General features: G+C 42.3%; 20 protein-coding genes. 12 read left to right on the top strand and 8 right to left on the bottom strand.

The features are described 5' to 3' along the window. Positions 1–22 precede the first annotated feature (22 nt). On the bottom strand, positions 23–1,393 hold the full coding sequence (gene trxB / locus V7L07_RS25815) for a thioredoxin-disulfide reductase (RefSeq protein ID WP_335061646.1): 1,371 nt from the start codon (positions 1,391–1,393) through the stop codon (positions 23–25). Between the two features lie 283 nt (positions 1,394–1,676). Here trxB and V7L07_RS25810 point away from each other — a divergent pair, with 283 nt between their 5' ends. Both V7L07_RS25810 and V7L07_RS25805 read left to right on the top strand, forming a co-directional pair. Next, positions 1,677–1,973 carry a hypothetical protein gene (locus tag V7L07_RS25810; protein ID WP_179067437.1) on the top strand — a complete coding sequence of 99 codons (297 nt, stop codon included), beginning with the start codon at positions 1,677–1,679 and terminating at the stop codon, positions 1,971–1,973. A gap of 253 nt (positions 1,974–2,226) precedes the next feature. After that, on the top strand, positions 2,227–2,616 hold the full coding sequence (locus V7L07_RS25805) for a hypothetical protein (protein ID WP_335061645.1): 390 nt from the start codon (positions 2,227–2,229) through the stop codon (positions 2,614–2,616). A gap of 180 nt (positions 2,617–2,796) precedes the next feature. Here V7L07_RS25805 and V7L07_RS25800 read toward each other — a convergent pair whose 3' ends face one another. Further along, positions 2,797–3,552, bottom strand: coding sequence for a thioesterase II family protein (locus V7L07_RS25800; RefSeq protein WP_335061644.1), 756 nt, complete (start codon positions 3,550–3,552; stop codon positions 2,797–2,799). A 313-nt stretch (positions 3,553–3,865) separates the two neighbouring features. Here V7L07_RS25800 and V7L07_RS25795 point away from each other — a divergent pair, with 313 nt between their 5' ends. The 3 genes from V7L07_RS25795 (at position 3,866) to V7L07_RS25785 (ending at position 6,915) form a co-directional block, all read left to right on the top strand. Next, a complete protein-coding gene (locus V7L07_RS25795; protein WP_335061643.1) occupies positions 3,866–5,608 on the top strand; it encodes a sensor histidine kinase in 1,743 nt (580 codons plus the stop codon). Between the two features lie 121 nt (positions 5,609–5,729). Beyond that, entirely contained in the window at positions 5,730–6,254 is a 525-nt protein-coding gene (locus V7L07_RS25790) for a DUF937 domain-containing protein (RefSeq protein ID WP_335061642.1), read from the top strand. 106 nt (positions 6,255–6,360) lie between these two features. Continuing rightward, a complete protein-coding gene (locus tag V7L07_RS25785; protein WP_334775281.1) occupies positions 6,361–6,915 on the top strand; it encodes a pyridoxamine 5'-phosphate oxidase family protein in 555 nt (184 codons plus the stop codon). A 285-nt stretch (positions 6,916–7,200) separates the two neighbouring features. Here V7L07_RS25785 and V7L07_RS25780 read toward each other — a convergent pair whose 3' ends face one another. Both V7L07_RS25780 and V7L07_RS25775 read right to left on the bottom strand, forming a co-directional pair. Beyond that, positions 7,201–7,857: a glutathione S-transferase family protein gene (locus tag V7L07_RS25780; RefSeq protein ID WP_335061641.1), complete on the bottom strand. Its 657-nt coding sequence runs from the start codon at positions 7,855–7,857 to the stop codon at positions 7,201–7,203. A gap of 4 nt (positions 7,858–7,861) precedes the next feature. Then, positions 7,862–8,146: a hypothetical protein gene (locus V7L07_RS25775; protein ID WP_335061640.1), complete on the bottom strand. Its 285-nt coding sequence runs from the start codon at positions 8,144–8,146 to the stop codon at positions 7,862–7,864. Positions 8,147–8,323: 177 nt separating this feature from the next. On the opposite strand from V7L07_RS25775, the gene V7L07_RS25770 reads away from it, so the two are divergent. Beyond that, positions 8,324–9,217, top strand: a complete 894-nt coding sequence (locus V7L07_RS25770; RefSeq protein WP_335061639.1) for a LysR family transcriptional regulator — start codon at positions 8,324–8,326, stop codon at positions 9,215–9,217. A gap of 11 nt (positions 9,218–9,228) precedes the next feature. On the opposite strand, the gene V7L07_RS25765 is transcribed toward V7L07_RS25770, so the two are convergent. After that, on the bottom strand, positions 9,229–9,870 hold the full coding sequence (locus tag V7L07_RS25765; RefSeq protein ID WP_335061638.1) for a transaldolase family protein: 642 nt from the start codon (positions 9,868–9,870) through the stop codon (positions 9,229–9,231). 160 nt (positions 9,871–10,030) lie between these two features. Continuing rightward, positions 10,031–10,561, bottom strand: coding sequence for a Uma2 family endonuclease (locus V7L07_RS25760; RefSeq protein WP_335061637.1), 531 nt, complete (start codon positions 10,559–10,561; stop codon positions 10,031–10,033). 291 nt (positions 10,562–10,852) lie between these two features. On the opposite strand from V7L07_RS25760, the gene V7L07_RS25755 reads away from it, so the two are divergent. From V7L07_RS25755 to V7L07_RS25730, 6 genes are all read left to right on the top strand, one after another. Further along, the gene (locus tag V7L07_RS25755) at positions 10,853–13,369 is read left to right on the top strand and encodes a sigma 54-interacting transcriptional regulator (RefSeq protein WP_335061636.1); all 2,517 of its coding nucleotides are present in this window, start codon (positions 10,853–10,855) and stop codon (positions 13,367–13,369) included. 141 nt (positions 13,370–13,510) lie between these two features. Then, positions 13,511–13,849: a hypothetical protein gene (locus V7L07_RS25750; RefSeq protein ID WP_335061635.1), complete on the top strand. Its 339-nt coding sequence runs from the start codon at positions 13,511–13,513 to the stop codon at positions 13,847–13,849. 317 nt (positions 13,850–14,166) lie between these two features. Then, positions 14,167–15,063: an ABC transporter permease gene (locus V7L07_RS25745; RefSeq protein WP_179069241.1), complete on the top strand. Its 897-nt coding sequence runs from the start codon at positions 14,167–14,169 to the stop codon at positions 15,061–15,063. 80 nt (positions 15,064–15,143) lie between these two features. Beyond that, complete coding sequence (locus V7L07_RS25740) at positions 15,144–15,353, top strand: hypothetical protein (protein ID WP_335061634.1); 210 nt, start codon at positions 15,144–15,146, stop codon at positions 15,351–15,353. Between the two features lie 145 nt (positions 15,354–15,498). Beyond that, complete coding sequence (locus V7L07_RS25735) at positions 15,499–16,395, top strand: ROK family protein (protein WP_335061633.1); 897 nt, start codon at positions 15,499–15,501, stop codon at positions 16,393–16,395. A gap of 3 nt (positions 16,396–16,398) precedes the next feature. Further along, positions 16,399–17,040 carry a type I restriction endonuclease gene (locus tag V7L07_RS25730; RefSeq protein ID WP_335061632.1) on the top strand — a complete coding sequence of 214 codons (642 nt, stop codon included), beginning with the start codon at positions 16,399–16,401 and terminating at the stop codon, positions 17,038–17,040. Between the two features lie 21 nt (positions 17,041–17,061). On the opposite strand, the gene V7L07_RS25725 is transcribed toward V7L07_RS25730, so the two are convergent. Next, positions 17,062–17,625, bottom strand: coding sequence for a Uma2 family endonuclease (locus tag V7L07_RS25725; RefSeq protein WP_179067441.1), 564 nt, complete (start codon positions 17,623–17,625; stop codon positions 17,062–17,064). Between the two features lie 79 nt (positions 17,626–17,704). Further along, complete coding sequence (locus tag V7L07_RS25720) at positions 17,705–18,127, bottom strand: hypothetical protein (RefSeq protein WP_334958944.1); 423 nt, start codon at positions 18,125–18,127, stop codon at positions 17,705–17,707. Positions 18,128–18,240 lie beyond the last annotated feature (113 nt).

Raw genomic sequence — 18,240 nt, 5'->3', positions numbered from 1 at the left:
CTCATTCCCCATTCCCCATTCCCTAAAGATTACTTTCAATCAACTGGCGGTATTCGCTCTTTTGCTTCACGCCTTTGACTTCCTTCACCAGTTCCTTATTTTTGAACAATTGAACTGTTGGCGTTCCTGTCACACCAGCATTTTCAGCAATATCTCGGTCTTTGTCGATATCAATTTCTACAAAGTGAATTTTGCTGTCAAATTCATCCACCACTTTATTTAAAATTGGCTTCAGGGTATGACAAGGGCCACAACCAGGAGAGACATATTTAACAAGGAGTAAGCGATCGCTTTCATGGAACAATTTCCGTAAAGCATAACCTCCCTCATGGCGTGTCCCATCTAAGTTAAATCCCGCTTCTTCCTCGGCTTCAGTCTTTTTAGCTGGCTGATGTTCTAATTCGTTATCTGCTGTTTCTGGCTGTTGATGGAATTCTTGAATCAAGCCACTGGAAGATAACCAGCGTTCTGCTAACATCGCCGCCATACAACCAGTACCCGCAGCCGTAATTGCTTGCCGAAACTCATGATCTTGTACGTCGCCAGCAGCAAAAACGCCTTCTACACTAGTTTCCACAGTACCGTGTTTGGTGACAACGTAACCTACCTCATCCAGTTCTAATTGCCCTTTAAATAAAGAGGTATTGGGAGTGTGACCAACGGCGTAGAATAAACCCTTAGCGTGCAGTTGGCTCTCTTCACCAGTTTTAGTATTGCGAATTTTCACCCCTTCCATGTGGCCGTTACCGAAGATATCCACGGCTTCTGTATTCCAATGCACTTGGATTTTTGGGTTGCTCAAAACCCTATCTTGCATGGCTTTAGAAGCCCGCATTTTATCGGTGCGTACTAACATATTTACCTTAGAACCGTATTTGGTGAGGTAAATTGACTCTTCCGCCGCCGAGTCGCCAGCACCAATCACAGCTAATTCTGCACCATGAAAAATTGGTGTTGCACCATCGCAAATTGCACAAGCGGAAATACCCCGACTCCAAAATTCATGTTCGCTGGGTAAACCTAAACGCTTTGCTGTTGCACCAGTAGCAATGACAATGCTGTTGGTTTTTATTTCCCTTTCTTGCGATCGCACTGTAAATGGACGCTGACTCAAGTCAACTGATATAACATCTTCAGTATATAGTTCAGCCCCCCAGCGCTCCGCCTGCGCCTTCATCTGATCCATCAATTCCGGCCCAGTAATCCCTTGGGGAAATCCTGGAAAGTTCTCAACTTCCGTCGTTGTCATTAATTGCCCACCAGGTAAACCCCCGGCTTGGAAACCTTCAAATACAACAGGTTTCAGGTTAGCGCGTCCGGCATAGATGGCGGCTGTGTAGCCTGCTGGCCCAGAACCGATAATTACTAAGTTTTCTACAGTTGGGTTAGTCATGAAAATATCCGAACTCATAACGACTACGCTTAATATAGCATAAGAATTCACGATTGGCTACGTCAGATGGTAAGCGATCGCCAAATGCCCACGATACTATAGGAATCCGATTTGATTACTGAACTTACTTGCGTAGGGAGAATAGGGAATAGGGAATACATGTGTACTGAGTTTTTTCATGTAATCAAATACAAGTCTTATATGCGCTCAACACTTGCCAAGTACTTAAAACTTACTTTTAATCTAAAAATCTAAAATCTAAAATCTAAAATCTAAAATTGCTATGCGAGCCAGAATTGAAAATAAAATACTTTTGATCCACCACGAAGATTTACCAGAGTTTAAGAAGGGTGGTTCGGTAGTGCGGAACTCTTATTTTTGGGCGCTACGTTCAATTGCTGGTCAAGCTTCGCGTTATCGTGATTGGGAATATGAACCGGAAGTTTGGCTAGCGCTGTCACGAATGCTTTTGTCGTTTGCGGAATCTGGGTATTTGGGTCTTAGAGAAACCTTACTAGAGTTTCCTATATCTCAAGGGGAAATTCCGAATTTGCTGCGAGATGTGTCTACTTTTGAATAGGGTTAAGTAGATGGCCGTCAATATTTGTCATTGGGATAAGGCAGGGAGCAGGGAGCAGGAGTTATTTCTCCTTCATCTCCATCACTCGCTACTCAGCACTCAGCACTGAGTATGGTGCTTGCACTCATTGGGCACTCGAATGACTTTCAATGCGTCACGATTAGCCATCACAAAACCTATTTAACAGCAATCCTCAAGCAAAGATAGTTGTGAGAAAACAATTAAGATGTACCAGTTAGTGGAGGAGAAGAACGTGAAAACAGCGGTTATTACTAAAATATTACTTACATCCATCAGTTTGTTAGCTTTATTTGCTCCAGGTAAAGCATCGGCTCAACTCATACCACAACCTTGGGTTTCAGTGGGTGGAAAAGATGGTGATATAACTTATGCTGTAGGAGCTAGAGCTTTAAATTTTGGGGTTGAAGTAGGAACTGGCCCTGATGGTGCTACAGGAGTAGATGTTTTAAAATTTATCAGTTTGCCTGTAATTTCACCCTATGTAGGAGTTGGACTTTATTCTGAGGATAAAGGTGTTGCAGTTTCAGGCGGCGTTCAGGTAGGTGCTACAGATAACGTTTTTGTTGGTGCTGGTTACAATTCTATTCGTGGCTTTAACGGGCAACTGGGAATAAGATTTTAACTAATTACAGCTGTATAAAAAGTTTAGAGAGTCAAAAAAATTCTCTATTCTGACTCCCATAGCGTTTCCCGACCTAGTAAAGTACACCCGTAGGGGCAGGCATGCCCCTACACCTTGCGATGTAATGTTGTACCTCATCTGAATGGGAACCCCTATAACTGTTTCTTCGTATGATGTCTACTACGAGCTACGCTGACGCATTTGTAATTCTTGAGATATAAGTTTCAATAATAATTGTTGATGTGAATGGATAAAAAAGTGATCGCTGTTGAACTCATGTAACGAGAAAGCAGCGATTGTTTGCTCTCGCCATGCTTGCAGAGCCTCATGACTAACTTCTTGATCTTGCAAACCACCAAAAACAGTAATAGGACATTCCAATGGCTGTTTTTGAGTATAAATATAAGTTTCCAGAATGGCAAAATCTGCCCGTAAAATCGGGAGGAAAATTTCCATCAGTTCTGCGCTCTCTAGTACTGCTTTGGGTGTACCGTTCAGCTTGCGTAGTTCGTCCTGCAAATCATGGTCTGATAGGAGGTGGAGAAGTGGTTTTGTGAATTGGATTTGTGGGGCGCGACGAGCAGATATGAAGAGGTGAAAAGGAGCAAGACTATACTGAGAGCGAAGTAGATGAGTTAACTCGAAGCTAACTAATCCGCCCATACTATAACCGAAAAAGGCGAATGGCTTATCTAAATATGGGATGAGAACTGGAGCGATCGCTTCAACAAGAAGTTCTAATCGCGTAAATGGTGCTGAATTAATCTGTTTTCCCCGTCCTGGATATTCCACAGCACAGACTTCAACGTTACTAGGTAGATTATTAGGCCATGTACGAAAAATTGCCGAGCTACCACCAGCATAAGGGAAGCAGAATAAACGCAAGTTGGCTTGAGGATTTGTTTGGGGACGGATAACCCAGGAATTAAAGGTCATTTTTTACTAGAAATTTGTTGTTTCTCTACTATCTAAATCTATAAATCTGGTTTGATGATGGAAAATGTTTTACAGCAATCTACGCGATCGCTGAGAGCGAGTCATCTGCCAAAGAGAGACGCAGCGAGTCAATTCAGTAAGTAGATACTTGTAATCTTCATAAATTCAGTATTTTTCGCTAGGGTAGAAAAAAGCAACTTTTGATAAACTAAGAGCGCATTTTGTATCAGATGTGTTCTCACTGACTTGCGGCTGGATTTCTTGTTTTTGATGAAAAAACACCGACTGAAAAAATTCAACAGCGAGTTTTACCATGATTGCGACACCTGAATTAAGATACTTTAACTGGGTTAAACAAAAATTCCACCGGCTTAGTATTCGGCAAAAAATTTTCTGTGGGTACGGGCTAGCTTTGGGAATTGCAGTTTTAGGAACAACGGCGGGGTTGGTAATAGGCGATCGCTATTTTCAACAAGCTAGACAACAGATGAACTTGGTAGACGAAGAAGGAAGCTTGTTAAGTGGTCTGCAAGGCAAACTGTTGGAAATACAGATCCACAAACAAGAAATAGTGTCTTTTTTGCAGCAGCCGCAAGCTTTGCAAAGGGGAGTTTCTAATTTTAAAAGCGATCTAGCGGAAGCTGAAACGTTGCTTTCTCAAGTACAGGAATTTAGTCAAACTAATTCGCAAAGAGATTTACAAGCTCTCCTCACAAAACATAACAGCCCAATAACTGAATATTTTGAACAACTCAGGGGGCTGATTCGGAAAATTTTGCCATTAAGTTTACAGCCAGAGGGAGCGATAAAAGCACAGCAATTAATCTCGACATTCAGCCAAAGTCAGGATGCTCTCAAGTTTTATCAGTTTGCCCATGAGTTAGCCGACTTTGCTAAAACACTTCAAAAACGCCAAGGGCAGGCTGATCTAGCCCAAAAAAAGGCTGCGTTGATTCAAACTCAGATTATTATTGCTAGTATGCTGATGTCAGTGGCGCTCGCAGCTATCTTAGCTTTCTACACAAGTAAAATCATCGCCTATCCCATCAATGCGGTGACAAATATTGCCCAAAAAGTTACCCAAGAAGCTAATTTTGACTTGCAAGCACCTGTAATTACACAAGATGAAGTAGGGGCTTTAACTAGCTCCCTTAATCAACTTATCCAACAGGTGAAGCACCTTTTAGAAGAACAGCAAGCCGAGTCCCAAATCAGACTGATTCAAAGTGAAAAAATGTCTAGTTTAGGAAGGATGCTTGCTGGTGTGGCCCACGAAATTAATAATCCGATAAATTTCATTTCTGGCAACCTTGTACACGCAAAAATCTATACTGACGACCTATTAACCTTACTGCAAACATATAAAACCGAAGTTCCTCACCCTTCCGCAACTATACAAACACTAGCAGAAGAAATTGATTTGGAGTTTTTGGAAGGAGATTTACCAAAACTCTTCAACTCAATGAAAGTTGGCGCTGACCGCACACGAGAAATTGTGCGGAGTTTGAAAGATTTCTCTCGTTTAGATGATGGTGAAGCGCAGTTAGTAGACCTACATGCTTGTTTAGATAGTACACTGTTGATTCTCAATAATCGCCTGAAGAATGGGATTAACCTGATTCGCAACTATGGAGAGATTCCAGCGATTCCAGGCTATACAGGTTTACTTTATCAGGTATTTATGAATCTTCTTAGCAATGCCATTGATGCCTTAGAGGAAAAATTGGCTGAGAATCCCGAATTTTTAGCTGAAATTGCTATTATTACAGAATGCTGTCAGGATGATTTAGCGATCGTGCGAATAGCAGACAACGGCTCTGGTATTTCACCAGAAAATCAGAAAAAGATATTTGAAACATTTTTTACAACCAAACCGCGAGGCATTGGTACCGGTTTGGGGCTAGCGATCGCATATCAAATTGTGGTAGAAAAACATCAGGGTAAAATTACCTGCCAATCTGAGTTAAATCGAGGAACAGAGTTTGCGGTGGCTTTGCCCACCGTAGGTATCACTTTACCCACCGCAAGTATCGCTTTACCGATTTCTCATCCTTGAGCTAGTAGCTTTTGAAATTTTAAGTGTTCTAATCTTTTAGTATACTCATAAAAGTCAGTGTACATAAAAAACTCCAAACCAGTTTTGGCAAGGTTTTTGAGAACAAAGAGAGAAACAACTTATGGGACTTTTCGATCAAATTCTTGGTGCTGTCACTAATCCCAATCAACAGGGCAGTTTAGGTCAACTGGGAAGTATTATTAATACTGTACAGCAATTGAGCCAAAGCACAGGTGCAGACCCTTCTACCATCCAATCAGTTTTGTCAATCGTCGGTGGTCAAGTGCGTTCTACTCTACAAGACAAGCAAGCTACAGATGGTAATGAAGCCGCACAAAATCTAGTGAGTCAATATGCTGGTACTTTTCCCAACCCCGAAGCCGTCGATTCGCTATTTTCTCCTCAGATACAACAGCAGGTAGCTGAAGTTGCTGCCCAACGCACTGGATTAGATGCTGGTATAGTTCAACAATTGCTGCCTTTAGCCGTACCTTTGGTACTAAATTTTCTACAATCAGGTGCTAATACCCAGAATCCCCAAGCTAGCGGAAATCCTGTATTGAATTCCTTCTTGGATGCTGATGGCGATGGTGATGTCGATATCGCTGATGCGATCCAAATGGCTAGTCGATACATCAGACAATAACACTTTTCCCCATTCCCCACACATCGACAATTAGTCCTTGCTAGATTCTTAGCTAAGACATAGGCTGAGAACATGAGAAATTTGTAAATATAAATTCAGGCAGTCTATGTCTAAATTGTTTGACTGTATCACTAAGGAACTACAAGACTTTATTGCTGCCCAACACCTTTTTTTTGTTGGTTCTGCACCTTTGAGTCCTACAGGTCATGTTAACCTTTCCCCTAAAGGTTTTAACTGCTTTCGCATCCTCTCTCCCAACCGAGTAGGTTACTTAGACCTTACAGGCAGTGGTAACGAAACATCAGCCCATTTGCAAGAAAATGGGCGGATAACCTTCATGTTTTGTGCTTTTCAAGAACCTCCGTGTATCCTGCGTCTTTATGGTCAAGGAACCACGATTTTACCGAGTTCTCCAGACTGGGACTCGCTGTATTCTCTTTTTTTGCCGATACCTGGAACTCGTCAAATTATCGTCGCTGACATTGAAAAAATCCAGACCTCCTGTGGTTTTGGTATACCACTCTATGAATATCAAGGTCAACGCCAAACTTTAGTAAACTGGGCTAGTAAAAAAGGCGAAGAGGGAGTTCGAGAATATCAACAGCAAAAAAATCTTGTCAGCATTGACGGTTTAGCAACACCACTGAGTAGATTACCCTAACTTTTGGTTTATATAAACGATGTGGTTTTGAAGTCGTCCGTGGCAGTGAGATAATCAACCGAGTGGGCGGAATCTCTCTCAAGATGAAAATTGATTTTTAAACTGAGAGTTCTTTTCTTACAGGCTGAGTATTGTCATGCCAACCCGACTGTAATGCCTGAACATCCAAGCGACATAATTTTACTTTATTGATGATCTTCGTCCATAATTGTAGGAATATCTCTTTTATTTACATCTCGAATTAAAATATTCTTACCCTTCATCTTCTCGCGATTTACTATTTTACTAAAACTCGTATTGGGGAATAATTTCTATTTCATTCTTGGCTGCATTTATCCACTCTTGTATTGCTGGAAGTGCCAAAACTGCCTCAAGATAATCTCTAGAAACAGTATCTAACTGCACATCATAGGCTAAAAACCGCAGAACAACTGGAGCAAAAAACGCATCAGCAATGGTGAACTCGCCAAACAAAAAATTGCCACCAGCCCCAAATTTTTGACGTGATTCTTGCCAGATACTCGTAATGCGGTCAATGTCTTGTTGCACACCTAATGCTAAACCTTTCCCAGGGTATTTAGTACGACAATTCATTGGCATATTCTGACGCAAATTTTGAAACCCTGAGTGCATTTCTGCACTAATGGAACGGGCTAATGCTCTTGCAGACTTATTTTCTGGCCACCATTGCAGAGTCGGAAAGGTTTCAGCTAGATATTCACAAATAGCGAGAGAATCCCACACCGATTGTGTATCGTGCAATAACACAGGTACTTTTCCTGATGACGAGTATTGCCGAATTTTCGATGAAAAATCTGGGTTTTTGTAGAGAGGAATCCGAATTTCATTGAATTCCAAACCGAATTGTTTCATCGCTAACCAAGGACGGAGCGACCAAGATGAATAATTTTTGTTGCCGATTACCAAAGTAAGTTTCGTCATATTTTTAATACCTATAAAGCTGTTCAATCCACATAGACACATCAGTTTCAGAACCCGAAGAAAAAGATTTTCCGGTTACAGGATCGTAAGCTTGCCAATAGATATTACCTTGGCGATCAACCTTTTGCCAAACTTGTAATTCATTAGGATTTGATAGAAGTTTTTCGACAAATTTTTCCCAAATCAAATGCAGAGATTTCCATAAGTTTGAGTGATTTTTTTTCTGTAATGATGGACTACAATTTATTTCTATATCTTCTGTTGATAGACACCTAATATCATTGTTCATAAAATTATTCCTGAAAGTTGCTCAGTAAGTAAAACAGTAACAACATCTCAGTTAGGAATCAAATCATGGCTTGTATAGGTTCTATAAATCCCATTTATAGATATGAGAAATCACTAATACAACCTTTTTGCCACAATAAAGTCAGGATGTGTATACCCTTGTTCTTATCAATTGCCTATGAAACTCTCCCAACTCCGAGCCATAGTTGCAGTAGCAGATCGTGGTAACTTTAGTGAGGCAGCCTTAGAATTGCAGCTTTCCCAGCCTGCAATTAGTCATGCGATCGCCACTCTAGAAGAAGAATTAGGTGTGCCTTTATTTGCCAGAGGTCGTCACGGTGCTGTGCTGACACCTGCTGGAGAGCGCATTTTATATCATGCACGTCAAGCAATGCAGCATCTAGAAATGATGCAGCACGAAGCAAACCTACATAAAGGTTTACACGGTGGTCATGTGCGAATTGCGGCTTTTCGGAGTGTCGCCACCCATCTATTGCCAAAAGCGATCGCCCAATTTCACAATCAATTCCCAGAGATTGCTGTCACAATCATAGAGTGTGCTGCTTTCACAGATGTAGAACAGTGTTTGCATGATGGGCGTGCCGATATTGGTATTACCTGTCTGCCAACTGGTGAAGAATTTGACACCTGGGAAATTTTTCGGGATGAATATGTAGCTTTACTACCACCACATACCAAAATTACCAGTCCGAAAATTACTTGGGAAGACATAGCAGCCTATCCGCCAGTTTTGCTTCCTTGTACACCTTGCGGACGCATTCTTCACAACCACCTGAAGACTTTAGTAATTCCAATCCATACTGCTACCGACATTCAAGAAGATTCCACAGTCGTTAGTATGGTGAATCAAGGATTGAGAGCAGCTATTATGCCTCGTTTAGCCGCTGTACCCATTCCTCCAAAGGTGCAAGTATACAGTTTACCTGCACCACTTGAAAGAGTCATTGCAACTGCAATTTTATCTAATGCCCTGCAAGTACCTGCGGTGTTCACATTTCTGGAGATGTTGAGTAAATTTGATTTTTATAGTTTAGCTAAATTCACTTATTGAACACATCCGAATTACGAATTACTTAAACCAATGCCTCCTTTAGCGAATTCTTCAACAGTTTTTTGTGAGAATTCATGAGTTGCGATCGCCTGCAACATTGCCAATGGTAAAGTCAGATGATGCGCCCCGGCTTGCAATGAGGCGGCTGCTTCTTCAGGAGATTTGATACTAGCTGCCAAGATTTCCGTATCACTACCTTTGAGTATGCTAGCCATATCCCGCACCAAAGCAATACCGTCGCCTAACAATCGGGTAGCGCGATTTACATAAGCGATCGCAATTTTAGCACCTGCTTCCCGTGCTACTGCTGCTTGTGCTGCACTATAAATCGCTGTCACCGAACAGGTAATTTCTGGTGATAGACTCGCCACCACTTCAAAACCTAACGGTGTTGCGGGAATTTTCAAAATTGTTTGTGAACCAATAATCTCGAAAGCTTTTCTACCTTCAGCTATCATCCCAGCTTTATCAGATGCCACAAGTTGATAGTATAACGGGCCATTTGTCAAGGCGACCAATTTTTTGAGCGTGGTTTCTGGTGGGGTATCGCTTTGAGACAACAGCGTGGGATTTGTGGTAATGCCTTTCACCCATCCCCAAAGCTTAACAACTTCAGCTTCCGATGCGATCGCTGAGTCTAGATATAGTGCCATAATTTGTCCCCTTAATGCTCTTACCGAACAAGGCAAAAGTAAAAAGTTAAAAGGCAAAAGAAAGAATAAGAAAAATGGTCTAAAGCCCCTAAATTTATTTATGAGGATTATCTTTTTACTTTTTACTTTTTACTTTTTACTTCTTAATATAACTCTGTATTTACCTGCGAGTCATAGCCATTACCGCGTTAACCGTAAGCTCCGGTAAATCCCCCAAGGTTGGTAAAATATCTTCTGTGGAACAAACCAGTGGTAGATCATCTCCAAGCCATACCCAAATCTGTTGGCGAGTTATATCTATTAGCCAAGCTAATTCTGTTCCGTTGCTGAGACAGTGGAGAATTTTGTTTTGCAAGTCTAGGGTGCTTTGATCAGGAGAGCGAATTTCAATTAACCAGTCAGGCGCTCCCTCTAGAGGGTCATCTTTATCGTCAAGGCGATCGCAAGCTATAACGGAAATATCTGGTACTGGGGAGTAGGGAGGTATAATACAACGCAGTTCTTGTACAGCTTCAAACTGCTCGGTATGACTATTTATGTAGTTTACTAAATTACGTTGTAGCCGCGAGTGGAAAAGGGTTGGCATTGGTTTTTCCAGCACTTGCCCGTTAATTAACTCCCATGCGGGGGAAGCCTCAATGTTAGGTTGAGAGAGAAACTCGGCTAAAGGGGTCGTTGCAACTGACTTCATCACTTATGAGAGCATAGATTCTTGCCGCACTTTTATATTAAACTACTTCCAACTCAAGAATAGTATGTAGGGAACCGGATTAACAATTCAAAATTCAAAATGACGCTCGATGACTCGCTCTAAGCGAAGCCATGCCGAAGGCTTTACGCTGCGCTAACAAAATTCAAAAAGTCCCCCAATTTATTGGAGGATTTAGAGGGATCTCCAACTTTTAATACCGATAAGCGGACTTTTAAAACATCTTCTCAGGGATAATCCTTGTTATACAGCAGCCTACACGGAGAATTTAAGATGACATCTCCAGAAACGGTCTTATGGCTACAAGAACGCACCAGTTTAGGGATTCTCTCACCTGAAGTGTTAAATGCGATCGCCCAAGTAATTGAAGAACAAGTAGTGAGTGCCGAAACTGACTTAGTTAGCGAAGGCACTCCTCCAGAAGCCCTTTATATTCTCGTGGAAGGTCAACTCGAAAGCAATAGCACTAATCCAGCCTTAGCTTGTGGATTCCTCCCCGGATCAGTGATTGAACTCAAACAATTACTGCTGGAAGAATTAACTCCATTCACAATTACTACGGTGACAGAATGTCATTTATGGGTTATACCTGCTGCTAAATTTCGTGCTTTAGTCACCCAATACCCCGAAATTGCTCAGGCTTTTTCTCGCCAATTGGTTCAAGAATTAGCTCAAGTAACATCTGCACTTAGCTATGAGCAAGAACGTTCCGTAGCTTTGCGACCCTATTTAGTTACCAAAGCGCAACGGGGAATTGTCGGTACAAGTCGCTATGCTATGCGGCTACGGGAGCAAATTCGCGAAGCGGCGGCTGACCGCAAATCTGTGGATATTTTCGGAGAACCAGGGTTAGAAAAAGACAATATAGCAGCTCTCATCCACTTTGGTTCGCCAAAACGGCGAGAACCAATTATTAAAGTCAATTGTGGGATTCTTCAAACTAGCGGTGCAGATTTATTCGGTCGCGCTGGCGGTAAAGCAGGATTGTTGGAATGGTTGGGGGAAGGTACTCTTGTTCTCAACAACATCCAAGAATTGCCCGAAGAATTATTACCTCCGGTGACGCAGTTGCTCAAAACTGGGACATATACCCCCGCAAGTCGTTCTGGAGAGCCAGCCGCCCAACCTCGCCCCAGTAAAGCCAGAATTCTGATTGTTTCAGAAAAAACTCAGCCAACGATTGAACGTTCTGTTGGTCACATTATTAAAGTCCCACCGCTACGGGTGCGGAAAGCTGATATTCAGGTACAGGTAGAATATTATACTAGTCTCTACACTCGATCTAGAGGCGTTTCTAAACCGCATATTACACCCGAAGCCTTGCGTCGCCTACAATCTTATGATTTTCCTGGCAACCTCAAGGAATTAAAAAATCTCGTAGAAAGAGCGATCGTGCAAGCGGAGGGTGCTAATGAATTAACAGAAGAAATTTTCTGGCCAGCCGAAACAAAGAAAAAACGATTTCGATTGAATCTGTTAAATGCCTATCCGCCTTTACGGCGGTTTTTACGTAGTCCTTGGTGGCCCGATCGCATTAACTATGGTTTGACTGCAACGGTTTTTGCGATTATTGTTGCAGTGTTATTTATTGGGCCACAAACCCGCGATCGCAATTTCGTATTAAATCTATTTTGGGCTTGGTGGTGGCCTTTCTTCTTATTTCTCTTTCCCTTTTTGGGTCGTATCTGGTGTTCTGTTTGTCCTTTCATGATTTACGGAGAAATTACCCAAAAGCTATCTTTATGGTTGTGGCCTCGAAAACTCAAGCGCTGGCCGAGAGAGCAAGCTGAGAAATGGGGCGGATGGTTCATGTTTGGGTTATTCTCCCTAATTTTCTTATGGGAAGAACTCTGGCATTTAGAAAATACTGCCTACCTTAGCGCTTGTTTGCTGCTGTTGATTACCGCCGGGGCGATGATTTTCTCGGCTCTTTTTGAGCGGCGGTTTTGGTGTCGTTATCTCTGTCCCATCGGCGGGATGAATGGTTTATTTGCCAAACTTTCCATGACGGAACTCCGGGCACAGCAAGGTATTTGTTCTGCCAGTTGCACCACCTATCAGTGCTATAAAGGTGGCCCGCAAAAGGGCGAAGGGCTGGAAACGAATGGATGTCCCTTATACTCTCACCCAGCGCAGTTAGAAGATAACCGAGATTGCGTACTGTGCATGACTTGCCTCAAAGCCTGTCCCCATCGTTCTGTTGAATTCAACTTGCGTCCTCCTGGAATTGAACTGTGGACAACTCATGTACCCCGCACCTATGAAGTAGCATTACTATTTTTGCTGTTGGGTGGTATATATCTGCATCGCTTGCCAGAATTGCTGTCTTGGTTGGGGTTACAAGTGGATTTAACTCAGTTTTGGCAGCATTTGGGATTATCGTTGCTAGTGTTAATTATCCCAGCGATTTTTACCTTTGCCGCCTATGGCTTGCTCCAAGTGTTAAATTTTAACCGTAAGCCTCGAAAATTTGTAGAACTTGCTTATGGCTACTTACCATTGGTATTGGGGGGAAACTTGGCTCACTATCTGCGCTTGGGCTTAGGCGAAGGCGGGCGAATTTTACCTGTTACCTTTGCTACCTTTGGTATGGGTGGTGAACAACTGCCAATATTGGTTGCTCATCCAGCAGTAATTGCCTTTTTGCAAGGTACAACGATCATTTTCTCAGTGTTAATGACTATATTATTAACGCAAAAAATTGCAAAGCAACCAGCAAAAGCGCTCCTTTGGCAACACCTAGCAGCGATTGGGTTGGGAGTTAGTATGTGGGCAATTATCGTCTTTTGAGTTTCGCATCTTCCACCAGGCGGTTTCTAATCGCCTGGCTAGGTGCAAAATGTAAGTTAAGAACATTCTTCCCTACGAACGTGATAGAAAATACTTATATCATTTATGATTTTTGACTCAATAGTATAAGGATTACAGATAATGCACGTTCTAAAAAGATCCATCAAACCAGCAACCTATATATCGTTTCTCTACATTTACCAAACTACTTGGGGGACTGCGGGTGATATTTGTTTAATCCGTGAATCTGTAGCTAATGATAGTACAGCGAAGTTTATCGGGCACAAAATCGAACTCGCAATTCCAAGAGGGTTGGAGCGCGATCGCATCGCCAACTGTCCGATAATCAAAGTTGCAGGCAATGTTGGCGACGGACATCCTAAAGAACACCCCTTGGAATGGGAAGCTTATGAAGGTGTAGATCCAGAACTAGCTCTAGCAGCTCTCAAACCTTGGGGCTTCAAGTTAATTGAACTCTAATGTGGTGATTTGATTATTAACATTTTTGTCGTAAGTAGGTGGGTGTCAATATTTGTCGTTGGGATAAGGCAGGAGGCAGGAGGGTTTCAGTCTCGTTCATTTTTGCCCACAACAAGGCACAAGGTTTGTACCTTTCTTCTTCCTGCCACATAATTATTGTATGAAAAATATCACTCAAAAACCCACAAAGTCAACAGCCTAGTCTAGCTCTGTATTTATCGTAAATTAGTCGGACTTTTATTGAGGATGTTTACGCAATCCCCGATCTAATATGTAAAATGGTCAGCGTATCAAGCTTTGCTCCAGGCGATCGCTTTATGGCCATTACAAAACGGCGACTACCGACATTTTTAGAGTTTGGCAAAAGTCCCAATCTTTCCCAAAAACTCATGCTCATCGGGTTAGCCATTACCCTATTTTTCATCTTCCTGGCATTCTTCGCTCCCGTATTGCAGGCTTGGGGATGGCTGCAAAACCCGAAAGATTTTCTCTCTAATCCAATTCACGAGCCACCCTCAGCTAAACATTGGTTTGGTACTAGTCGCCTGGGTTATGATGTGTTCTCCCGGACATTGTTCGGCGCTCAAGCTGCTTTGCAGGTGGTGATTTTGGCAACGGCGCTGAGTATGATTATCGGTGTGCCTTTGGGGATGCTGAGTGGTTATCTTGGCGGGAAATTGGATAAAGTGTTGCTGTTCATTATGGATAGCATCTACACTCTACCAGGGCTACTGCTGTCTGTGACACTGGCGTTTGTGGTGGGGCGTGGGATATTAAATGCAGCGATCGCTATTAGCATTGCCTACATCCCCCAATATTACCGCGTTGTTCGCAACCACACCGTCAGCGTGAAAACGGAAGTATTCATCGAAGCTGCTCAAGCAATGGGCGCTTCTACTTGGGTTGTGCTTTCTCGTTATCTGTTTTTCAACGTCATTCAAAGCGTACCCGTTCTATTTACACTCAACGCCGCTGATGCGATTTTGGTGTTGGGCGGTTTGGGCTTTTTGGGGCTAGGGCTTCCCGAAGAGGTGGCAGAATGGGGACATGATTTAAAACAAGCCCTAGAAGCTCTACCTACTGGCATTTGGTGGACTACACTTTTCCCTGGTTTGACGATGACATTTATGGTGGTAGGGTTATCACTACTTGGTGAGGGGTTAAATGAATTTGTCAATCCCCGATTACGAAGAGAAAATAGAATCCGAAAGTAGTCATTGGTCATTAGTCATTAGTCATTAGCAAAAGACAAATGACAACGGACAAAGGACAAATAAACAATAGAGAGATTTGTATGAAAGATAATCTAACGTTAATTGCTGCCGCTACTGGCGGGTTTATCCTTTCCGTTGCTCTTGCTGGTATCTTAAGAGGTGCGCCCATTACAGCTTGGCAGGAGCAATCGAGTTTTCGTACCACAACTGTTGCTAATCTACAAAGAGTGGAGTTGAAAACCCAGCGTCTTAATATCGGTGGTGAAAACGACTCGCACTCAATAGAATAGAAAATTTAGATTAGAATTTTTTGGCGCTAAGAGGCTAAGTACAGACTTGCGGAAAATAATGGCGAATTGAGGGGTGAAATTTAAACGCAGAGGGGCGCAGAGGTAAGCGCAGAGGGTACGCAAAGGCTTGGTGTGAGGTTTTAAAGTGGTGAGTTCTCAAGTAATTGGCATTGATGTCGGGGGAACAGCAATTAAGCTGGGGCGTTTTGCAGATGATGGTACTTGTCTCTTATCTTTGACTGTGGCATCTCCCCAGCCGACAACGCCGGAGGCGGTGCTGGCGGTGATGGTAGATGCGATCGCACAAATTGATCCAGATAATCAAGCTGTTGCGATTGGTGTTGGTACTCCTGGCCCATCAGATGCCGCAGGACGTATTGCTAAAATCGCCATTAACTTGCCTGGATGGATCGACGTGCCTTTAGCAGATTGGTTAGAAGCTAAAATTGGCAAACCGACGGCGATCGCTAACGATGCTAATTGCGCTCTTTTGGGAGAAGCTTGGCTGGGAGCCGGTCGCCACTTTCAAAATCTGATTCTGCTAACTTTAGGTACTGGGGTTGGTGGCGCAATTATCCTCGATGGCAAACTATTTATTGGACATCAAGGAGCCGCCGGCGAATTGGGTTTAATTTCATTAAATCCTGATGGCCCAATCTGTAATAGTGGCAATCACGGCTCTTTGGAACAATATGCCTGTGCGACTGCAATTCGCCGTCGCACTCTTAAAGAACCCATTGAATTAGGTTTTCTTGCCCAACAAGGAGATGGTACAGCATTGACTTTTTGGCAAGAGTATGGTAAATACTTGGGAATTGGTTTGACCAGTTTGATTTATGTACTCACACCGCAAGCGATCGTGATTGGTGGCGGTATCAGTGGTAGCTTTGAGTTTTTCTTACCAGGTGTAAAGGCAGAAATTGAGAAGCGAGTGCAGCCTTTATCACGAGTGGATTTACAAATATTGCCAGCGGAGTTAGGCAATTTTGCAGGGATGGTAGGTGCAGCAAAGTTGGCATGGCAACGCTATTCGGAATGTTAGATTATGGTTCAAACAATCCCAGCGAGAGATATAAGTCTTTACGAATTAGAAGAAAAATTTGGTTTGCAACTTGCCACAGATATTAATTTCTTTCCAGAATGGACAGAAAATTTACCAACTCTGGCAGATAGTGAAAAGCAAGCAATCGCACGAGTCAAAAGCAACTATTTAAACTTGAATAAGCACCGTCTGATGTCAGAAGAGGCGGTAAAGATGGTAGTGCTATCTCCTCTACTCGATTTAGCTGGGTTTTATCAACCTCCTTTTGAGATTGAAACCGAGACTTCTGTGGAGATTTCTGCCGAAGACGAAAGCTTTCTCGTTAAAGGAAACATTGATGTTCTTGTTATCCAAAAACGTTTTTGGGTACTTGTCATCGAATCTAAAAGCAGTAAATTTGATGTGATGACAGCCCTACCTCAAGCACTCGCTTATATGCTTGATCGGCCAAATCCTGCACAACCAACTTTTGGTTTACTAATCAACGGGAGAGAATTTGTTTTTGTCAAATTTACTCAACAAGAACATCCTTGGTATGCCCGATCTGATGCGCTATCAATTGAACGTGATTCAGAACTGCACCAAGTACTCACTATATTGAAGCGCCTTGGAGAATTAATTGTGCTTTTACCCACTGAGAATTAGGGATTGAGGCTTATCATCTACCTATACTTGCAACTCAAATCCAGGTAATATATCTTCTCCAGAAAGAATCGCCGGCATTTGCATAACTTCTACAGCTTTTTCGAGTCGGTAAATTTCCACTTGCTTATCTTGAGGATTAATTAGCCAACCCAAACGCAAACCATTTTCTATGTATTCCTGCATTTTCGCTTGGATAGGTGCAAGCCGATCTGTCTCGGAACGTAATTCAATTGCAAAATCGGGTACAAGTGGCGGAAATTTTTTTCGTTGTTCTAGTGTTAAAGCTTCCCACCGTTCTAACTTTACCCAAGCCGCATCAGGAGAACGTTTTGCACCATTTGGAAGTATAAAGATAGTTGAAGAACTAAAAACTTTCCCTAATTTGGCTTGACGATTCCAGATTTCTAAATCGGTAATTAGTCCAGCTTCTTGGTTTCCGCTTTCTCCTCCTACTGGTGGCATAATAATTAATTCTCCGGCTGCATTCATTTCCAGGCTTAAATCGCTATTGGCAACACACAATTGATAAAACTGCTCATCGGTTAAATGAGCAATCGGTTCTAGATTCAGAACAACAGTATTCATTGAATCTTTCCTCGTGCCTTTATTGCTAACTTCGTTATCTTTAGTTAAAAGTTTAGCAAGAGTAAGTTCTTCGTTCACACTAAGACAAAGAATATCCTGTTGCTTTCTGAACGTATTTCACGACTTTTTCATAAGATTCAGGATTACTCACAGGGTTGATGATGATGGGAATAGTGCCATCTGGCAACCAAAAAGTTATCCTACCGTTCGGTTCATGACAAAAGGAACTGATACAGTTGAGATTAATTACATATTCATTTTTTTCGTAATTTATTCTTACCCAGTGGGCATGATCTAATTCTAATCCTGTCACACATTCTAAATAATCAAAAATCTTTTGATAATCTTCCAAATTACTTTGCGGGTTAATCACTATAGGAATGGCACTATCGGGTAGCCAAAAAGTCACCCTGCCATTGAGTTCATAACAAAAAGCATGGACACGCTCAAAATTCACCACATATTCTTTCCTCTCGTAAAGGATTTTCACCCAGTACGCCACAACATCTCCTCAAGTCCGAAATTTACGAATGATGCACCCTGGATGTCCAAATCTACTGAAGCCCTAAGTTAATGTTGCAATTAATTTTGTTAGCGCAGCGTAAAGCCTTCGGC

The sequence above is a fragment of the Nostoc sp. genome (genome assembly GCF_036916985.1).
GTDB lineage: Bacteria > Cyanobacteriota > Cyanobacteriia > Cyanobacteriales > Nostocaceae > Nostoc.
This window is presented reverse-complemented; position numbering and strand designations above follow the sequence as displayed.